The 6,862-nt window shown below is 64.1% G+C and carries 8 protein-coding genes; 4 read left to right on the top strand and 4 right to left on the bottom strand.

Going from position 1 to position 6,862, the window contains the following annotated elements:
* The first annotated feature begins 626 nt into the window (after positions 1-626).
* The gene (locus tag ACZ4TW_RS23665; protein ID WP_231380857.1) at positions 627-1,070 is read left to right on the top strand and encodes a hypothetical protein; all 444 of its coding nucleotides are present in this window, start codon (positions 627-629) and stop codon (positions 1,068-1,070) included.
* Between the two features lie 27 nt (positions 1,071-1,097).
* Complete coding sequence (locus ACZ4TW_RS23660; RefSeq protein ID WP_006438351.1) at positions 1,098-1,427, top strand: hypothetical protein; 330 nt, start codon at positions 1,098-1,100, stop codon at positions 1,425-1,427.
* 38 nt (positions 1,428-1,465) lie between these two features.
* Here the strand turns inward: ACZ4TW_RS23660 and ACZ4TW_RS23655 are convergent, their stop codons facing one another.
* Genes ACZ4TW_RS23655 through ACZ4TW_RS23645 form a run of 3 tightly spaced genes read right to left on the bottom strand, consistent with a single transcriptional unit; the run spans position 1,466 to position 3,892 of the window.
* Positions 1,466-1,846 carry a BlaI/MecI/CopY family transcriptional regulator gene (locus tag ACZ4TW_RS23655; RefSeq protein ID WP_006438350.1) on the bottom strand — a complete coding sequence of 127 codons (381 nt, stop codon included), beginning with the start codon at positions 1,844-1,846 and terminating at the stop codon, positions 1,466-1,468.
* Between the two features lie 47 nt (positions 1,847-1,893).
* The gene (locus ACZ4TW_RS23650) at positions 1,894-3,126 is read right to left on the bottom strand and encodes a sensor histidine kinase (RefSeq protein WP_006438349.1); all 1,233 of its coding nucleotides are present in this window, start codon (positions 3,124-3,126) and stop codon (positions 1,894-1,896) included.
* Complete coding sequence (locus ACZ4TW_RS23645; RefSeq protein ID WP_006357628.1) at positions 3,116-3,892, bottom strand: response regulator transcription factor; 777 nt, start codon at positions 3,890-3,892, stop codon at positions 3,116-3,118. The genes ACZ4TW_RS23650 and ACZ4TW_RS23645 overlap by 11 nt, the downstream gene beginning before the upstream one ends.
* A gap of 207 nt (positions 3,893-4,099) precedes the next feature.
* Here ACZ4TW_RS23645 and ACZ4TW_RS23640 point away from each other — a divergent pair, with 207 nt between their 5' ends.
* Together ACZ4TW_RS23640 and ACZ4TW_RS23635 are read left to right on the top strand one after the other, a co-directional pair.
* Positions 4,100-5,233 (top strand): PLP-dependent cysteine synthase family protein, encoded by a 1,134-nt coding sequence (locus tag ACZ4TW_RS23640; RefSeq protein WP_035718250.1) that lies wholly within the window; start codon positions 4,100-4,102, stop codon positions 5,231-5,233.
* A 3-nt stretch (positions 5,234-5,236) separates the two neighbouring features.
* Positions 5,237-6,463 carry an MFS transporter gene (locus ACZ4TW_RS23635; RefSeq protein WP_465546923.1) on the top strand — a complete coding sequence of 409 codons (1,227 nt, stop codon included), beginning with the start codon at positions 5,237-5,239 and terminating at the stop codon, positions 6,461-6,463.
* 42 nt (positions 6,464-6,505) lie between these two features.
* Here the strand turns inward: ACZ4TW_RS23635 and ACZ4TW_RS23630 are convergent.
* On the bottom strand, positions 6,506-6,862 hold a 357-nt coding region (locus ACZ4TW_RS23630), incomplete at its 5' end, for an integrase core domain-containing protein (protein WP_465546921.1).

Below are 6,862 nucleotides of genomic sequence, written 5' to 3'. Positions count from 1 at the left end.
CAGGCGTAAACGACCGACGCGTCCTGGACATGTAGACATCCTTCCAGCAGGACCCTTCGTCCCGCTATCTCAGGTGTCCACTCAAACTGGGGAGGCTCAGGCGTACACCCCGCCGGGAGTGTCCGGTGAGTCGAACACACCCCACCCTTTACTGAAATGCCATACCCGCACAACGCCCGTCGACGACATTGCTTAACCGTAGCCGTCACAGCTCCGCGGGGAGACGTCGCGAAAACGTTGATCGTGAGGTAGGACGGGCTAGGAACGAAGTCAGCGCGTAGCGGGTGGCAGCGGGTTGAACGCGTCGTGAGCCATGATTCGTGGTCGAGTTCGATGTCCCAGGCTTCCAAATCGGGGGCGAGGACCAACTCATCGATGCAGGCGGCGGTCCCACCGACGAAGAAGATAGAGCTACTCCCCCTCCGTCAGCGCCCTCCAGCCCACCTAAACTACTATCTAGCATAGTTTCAAGGTTGGCTGTTGGAGGCGTGGTGATCGCAAACATTGTGGCCCAAGGGACACTCCTGGGACTGTTCGGTGCGGTCGTAGCGTGTGGTGTCGCCGCTGCCCGCCAGCCGGATCGAGGTGGGGAGGCGTGGCGGGCGCTTGTTTCGTGTGCGGTGGCCGTGAGTGCGGCCGTCGGCGTGATGGTGGTTGCTCCCCAGGGCGATTTCTCGTCGGCGATCGTGTTGGTGATGCTCTGTGTTGGGGCGCTCATGCTGTTTTCTGCTCATCTGCACGGTACGTCGTTGGCTGTAATGGTTGACCCGCTCGTGTGGATGGCCTCGGCGATGTGGGTGTTCATCGTGTTCGCCGCCACGGGCGCGCCGATCGAGATTGGCGCGGTGCCTGCTGATCCGATCGCCGAGCTGGCGTTGAGGGCGGAGCTCAATCGAACCCCGAGGTGGTCCCGCACAGGCAGTGTGATCGCGATCTTCGGTCTGGTGGCCGCGATAGTCTTCCGCCTGGCCCGGCCGGCCTCCCGCGGTGATGGCTTCGACGCCCTCGTTCCCGGCGCCCACGCCCGATTCCCACAAAATACGAAGGTGGTTAGTAGAAGTGGGGCGTGATGCGAGTGTGCGGAGGAGGTGGTGGGCATGACTGACGGTGTCGAGGTGCCGCGTACGGATCGGTTCGGCCCGCGCGGTCCTGCCCGTACGATCTCTCGTGCGGTGGGCCTTGCCGTGGTGATGTTTGAGGCGGTTGCCGCGTTCTGGCTGGTGATGCTGCTCCGAACGTCGGATCTCGTGCCATCCGACCCGTCAGGAGTCGGGCGCGGTGATCAGGTCGAGCTGCGGATGCTGACCGCGGTGGATGTGCACGACTGGGTGTCGGCGCTGAGTGCTGCGGCCTTCGCTGCGGGTGTGGCCGGTGCGCTGGCGGCGCATCTACTTCCCGCAGTCAAGGGGCGCGCGCCGGTTGAGTAGTCGGGCCGGGATTTCGACTCTTGGAACGTTTCTGTGGCTTAGGCTTTGGTGCCGCCGCCGCGGGTGTGGCGAGGTTTGCGGCTGAGGTATTCGCTGAGCACTTCCCGCTCGGCGGGTGTCACGGTCTGGGCGAAGTGCATCAGTACTGCCGCGGAGTCTCCGCTGGCGTCGAGGACCTGACGCAAGGTGCGTGAGGTGGCCTCCTCGCGGGTCTGCATGGGGAAGTACCGGTAGGCGCGGCTGACTTTTTCTCGACCGACGAACCCTTTTTTGTGCAGGTTGGTGACGACGGTGAGCACTGTGGTGTAGGCCGGTTCGCGGTCGTGGAGTTCCTCGACTAGGTCGTGCACCGACATCGCCGCACCGGCCGACCACAGCACGTCCATCACTGCGCGTTCCAGCGAACCCAGCCCAGTCATTTTCACCCACCATCTCTAGATGCGGGTCAATCTTACGACGGACTACCTCAGTTAGTAGCTCGGTCCCGTTGGAGCGCATCGGCAGCGCCGCGAGGCGGGCGGTGTTCGATGGCTGCGGAGAATTCGGTTCCAGGGGTGCTGCGGTGGATGTGACGTCGTGTTGTGGTCGGCAACGTGATGGTGAAGGTGGCTCCGTGCCCGGTTCCCAGGCTTTCGGCGAGCAAGGTGCCCCCATGGTCTTCGACGATGGAGCGGGCGATGGTGAGTCCGATACCGCTGCCGCCGGCGTCTCGGGTCCGTGAGGAGTCGGTGCGGTAGAAGCGGTCAAAGATGTGTGGAAGGTGTTGAGCGGGAATCCCGTCCCCGCAGTCGACGACGCTGATGCGCACCGCGTGTGCCGGGGCGGTGTCGGCTTTCACTACGACCCGCTGGCCCGGGGAGCTGTGTCGCAGCGCGTTAGTGAGCAGATTGAGCAGTACTTGGCTCATTCGTTCGGCATCGACATCGATGTGTACGCGCGCGGCGGTGGTGACGATGCCCAGCGTGACGCCGGCGTCGGTGAACAGCTCGGCGGCTTCTTCGTAGGTCGCGATGAGTAGTTCATTGACAGTGATCGTCGAGGGTTGCAATGGCATCTGATGCTCGTCGGCGCTGGATACGGTCGCGATGTCCTCGGCGAGGCGCTGCAACCGGGTGGTGGCGGTGCGCACGACGTCGAAGGTGTGGGAGTCGGGCGCGCGGACACCGTCCTCGAGGGCGTCGGTGATCGCGCCGATGGTGGTCAACGGGGTGCGCAGTTCGTGGGCGAGGTCTGACAGCATCCGCTTGCGGATGTCTTCCTGGGAGTTCAAACGTTGTGCCAGCTGGTTGATGGCTCGGCTGAGCTGGGTGAACTCAGTGCCGAGCTGGCGATCGGGAACACGGGTGCGGTAGTTGCCTGCGCCGATCGCCACAGCCGAGCGCGCGACGCTGGCGACTGACTGTTGTACGCGGCGAGCCAGGAACCAGCTGACGGCCGTGGCCAGGATCGTCGAGGTGACCAGGGCTGCGGTCATCGAGACGACGATGGAGAAGGTGAATGCGGCCTCGACGTGTTCGGCCTGTGCTGATCCCGGTTCGAGGCTGGACTGGCCGAGGTGATCGTGGAAGGTGTGCGGCGCGACGAACAGTGCCACGATCGCGACGCTGATGCCGCCGCCGCCGATCACGATGGCCTGGGCCAGCATCAACCGGGAGCCGAAGCTGCCCGGGATACGTGCCCGTCGTCGATCACCGTTCATGGCTGTCTCCTCGAGGTTGGCCGTCACCCATCCGGTAGCCCACGCCGCGCACGGTACGGATGAATCGACCGGCCGCGGCGCTGTCGCCGAGTTTGCGGCGCAGGCTGGCGATATGAACTTCGACAACGTGGGCATCGCCGACCCAGTTGGGTCCCCAGATTTCGGTGAGCAGTTGTTCTCGACTGAACACCACACCGGGCCGTCGGCTCAGGGCTTCCAGAACGTCGAATTCGGTGCGGGTCAGTTCCACGAGTGTGTCTTGTACCCGCACTTCACGGCCTTGTGGGTCCAGGGTCAGCTCCCCCAGTGTCCGCGGGTGTGCTGTGTCTACCGCCGAGGTCGGGCGCGGACGGCGCAGCATGGCGTCGATGCGCGCCATCAGCTCACGAGGACGAAACGGTTTGGTGAGGTAGTCGTCGGCTCCAACCGCGAGACCGATGATGGTGTCGACCTCGTCGGCGCGGGCGGTGACCATCACGATGTAGGCGTCGGTGAAGGTGCGTAACTGCCGACACACCTCGACGCCGTCGATCGAGGGCAAACCCAGATCGAGGATGACTACCGCAGGACTCACCGTGCGTGCGGCGGCGATCCCCTCTTGGCCGTCGTGGGCGATGGTGACCACAAATCCGCTGCGCTGCAGGTAGTCGGCGACAACCTCGGCGATGTCAGGCTCATCTTCGATGACCAGCGCGTGTAGCCCGTGCGGTGGTCGGGCCGCCGGCCCACGAAGGTCGTCGTCGACGATGACGCGGTCATGAGGCACGTCCCTATGGTGGCGGTGGTTTACACGACCATCCAACCCCGCGGGCATTCTTGAGCAGATCTTGATCCCGACCGCCGATCAGCCTTGAGGTTGAGTGGGCAAGGTGGCGGTGTCGCCGCGCCGAACGATATGTCCCAGTTCCCTCTCACACTGTTGATCTGCTTTCGGCCCGGCGACATCCTGTCCATCGATGCAGAGGATGCCCGTGTGACTGTCTCCTACAGCCTCACCACCAGTGATCCATTCGCCACCACCTTCCCTGCCGAGGCCACATCGCGCCGTGCTGGGCTGAGTCGTCAGCTGGTCGGCGGCACCCCGGTACTGCGGATCGAAGAACCCTTTGCCGAGCACGGGCACGGTTTCTGGGCCAAGCTGGAGGGCTTCAACCCCGGTGGCATGAAAGACCGGCCGGCGCTGCACATGGTCGAACGCGCCCGCGCCCGCGGCGAGCTGGCCCCGGGGGCGCAGATCATCGAATCAACGAGCGGCACACTGGGATTGGGGTTAGCGCTAGCGGGCATTGTGTTCGGTCATCCGGTGACCTTGGTGACCGACCCCGGACTGGAACCGATCCTGCGGCAAATGCTCGCCGCCTACGGCGCCCGGGTCGATGTCGTCAGCGAGCCCCACCCGGTCGGGGGTTGGCAACAAGCCCGCCGCGACCGTGTGCGCGCCCTGCTCGCACTCGACGAGGCTGCGTGGTGTCCCGACCAGTATTCCAACCCCGACAACGTGACCGGTTACAGCTCACTGGGTGTGGAGCTGATCGCGCAGCTGCGCCATATCGATGTCCTGGTGTGTTCGGTGGGCACCGGTGGGCACTCAGCCGGTGTGGCTCATACTCTGCGGCAGTTCAACCCTGAGCTGGAAGTCGTGGGCGTAGACACCATCGGCTCGACGATCTTCGGCCAGCCCGCACAGTCACGGATCATGCGGGGACTCGGCTCGAGCATCTACCCCCGCAACGTCGCCTACGACCAGTTCAGTGAGGTGCACTGGGTGGCGCCGGCCGAAGCAGTCTGGGCATGCCGCACCCTGGCCGCCACGCAGTACGCCACCGGCGGCTGGAGCGTGGGCGCGGTGGCCCTGGTCTCGGGCTGGCTGGCTCGCACTCGTTCGGCCGATACGCGCATCGCGGCGGTCTTCCCCGATGGCCCCGCCCGCTACTACGGAACCATCTACAACGACGAGTACTGCCAAGCTCACGACCTGATGGACGCCCCAGCGCCCACTGCCCCCCACACCATCAACGATCCGCTGACCCAGGTCGCGAGTAGCTGGACCCGGTGCCCCACCATCATCGACCCCACTCACATGCCGCACACCGAGCCCACGAGCTGACCTATGCGACGCCTCTACCGCAGTTTCCGCAGCTTCGATCGCCCCAGCCAAGTGCTGATGGTCAACCAGTTCACCATCAACCTCGGCTTCTACATGCTCATGCCCTATCTCGCCGCCTATCTCGCCGGCCCGCTGGCCCTGGCGGCATGGGCAGTGGGCCTGGTCCTGGGGATACGCAACTTCTCCCAGCAGGGCATGTTCCTGATCGGGGGAACACTCGCTGACCGCTGGGGGTACAAACCGCTCATCATCGCCGGATGCCTGATGCGGGTCATCGGATTCATCCTACTGGCCCTGGCCAGTTCGCTGCCCGCGATCCTGATCGCCTCGGCGGCAACGGGATTCGCCGGGGCGCTGTTCAACCCCGCCGTCCGCGCCTACCTGGCCGCCGACGCCGGTGAACGTCGCATCGAAGCATTCGCCGTGTTCAACGTCTTCTACCAGGCCGGCATCCTGCTCGGGCCGCTGGTCGGACTGGCGTTGACCGCTTTGGATTTTCGGCTCACCTCCCTGTGTGCGGCAGCAGTTTTCGCGGTCCTGACCCTCGTGCAGATCAAAGCGCTACCCGCAACAACACCAGCCCCAAGCAACACCTCGATCATTCAGGACTGGCGCAGCGTCGTACGTAACCGGCGATTCCTGCTCTTCGCTGTGGCGATGGCCAGCTCGTATGTGCTGTCCTTTCAGGTCTACCTCGCGCTGCCCCTGCACGCCGACCGCATAGCGGACAACCCCACCCTCGCCACCAGCATTGTCACCGCAATGTTTGTGGTGACCGGTCTGGTGGCCATCGCCGGACAGCTACGCATCACCGCATGGTTCGGCAACCGCTGGGGCAGTACCGGCAGCCTGAGCGTGGGAATGACACTGATGGCTGCAGCTTTCCTGCCCCTAGTCGCCAGCGCCGCAACGCATCAGCGCAACATCGCCCTCAACATCGCCGCACTGCTACTCACCGCAGCCCTGCTCGCCGCCGCCACCGCAGCAGTGTTCCCATTCGAAATGGACACTGTGGTGGGACTGGCCCGCGGCACGCTTGTCGCCACCCACTACGGGCTCTACAACACCATCGTCGGGATCGGGATTCTGCTCGGCAATGCCGCGACCGGGTGGCTGTTCAGCGCGGCCACCACCCGCGACATGCCCGAACTGGTGTGGATCGCTTTGGTCCTCACCGGCATAGCGGCGGCGTCCGCCCTGTTGATGTTGCACCGCCGCGGATGGCTCTGACCCGCCCGGCGAGTCGTGGACGATGGGATCTTCACTATCTGTTCACGCGGCTCGACATTGATCGAACCACTCGGCTTCAACTTCGTCCGGGGTGCGATAACCCAACGCTGAATGGAGCCGAATCCGATTGTAGCGCAATTCGATCCATGACGTCACATCATTGATCGCATGCTTACGGGTGGGATACACCGTCCGATTCACCACTTCGTTCTTCAACGAGCCATTGAACGATTCAGCCCACGCATTGTCCCAACACACGCCGGTCCGTCCGACCGACCGAAGTACCCTCAGATCTCGACACAACTCCATGAACTGACCCGACATATATTGGCTTCCGCGGTCCGAATGGAATATGGTGACATCAGGAATGAAATCAACATTCTTTGACGCATTCTGTAG

The organism is Agromyces sp. NPDC029043, assembly GCF_055564615.1.
This window is presented reverse-complemented; position numbering and strand designations above follow the sequence as displayed.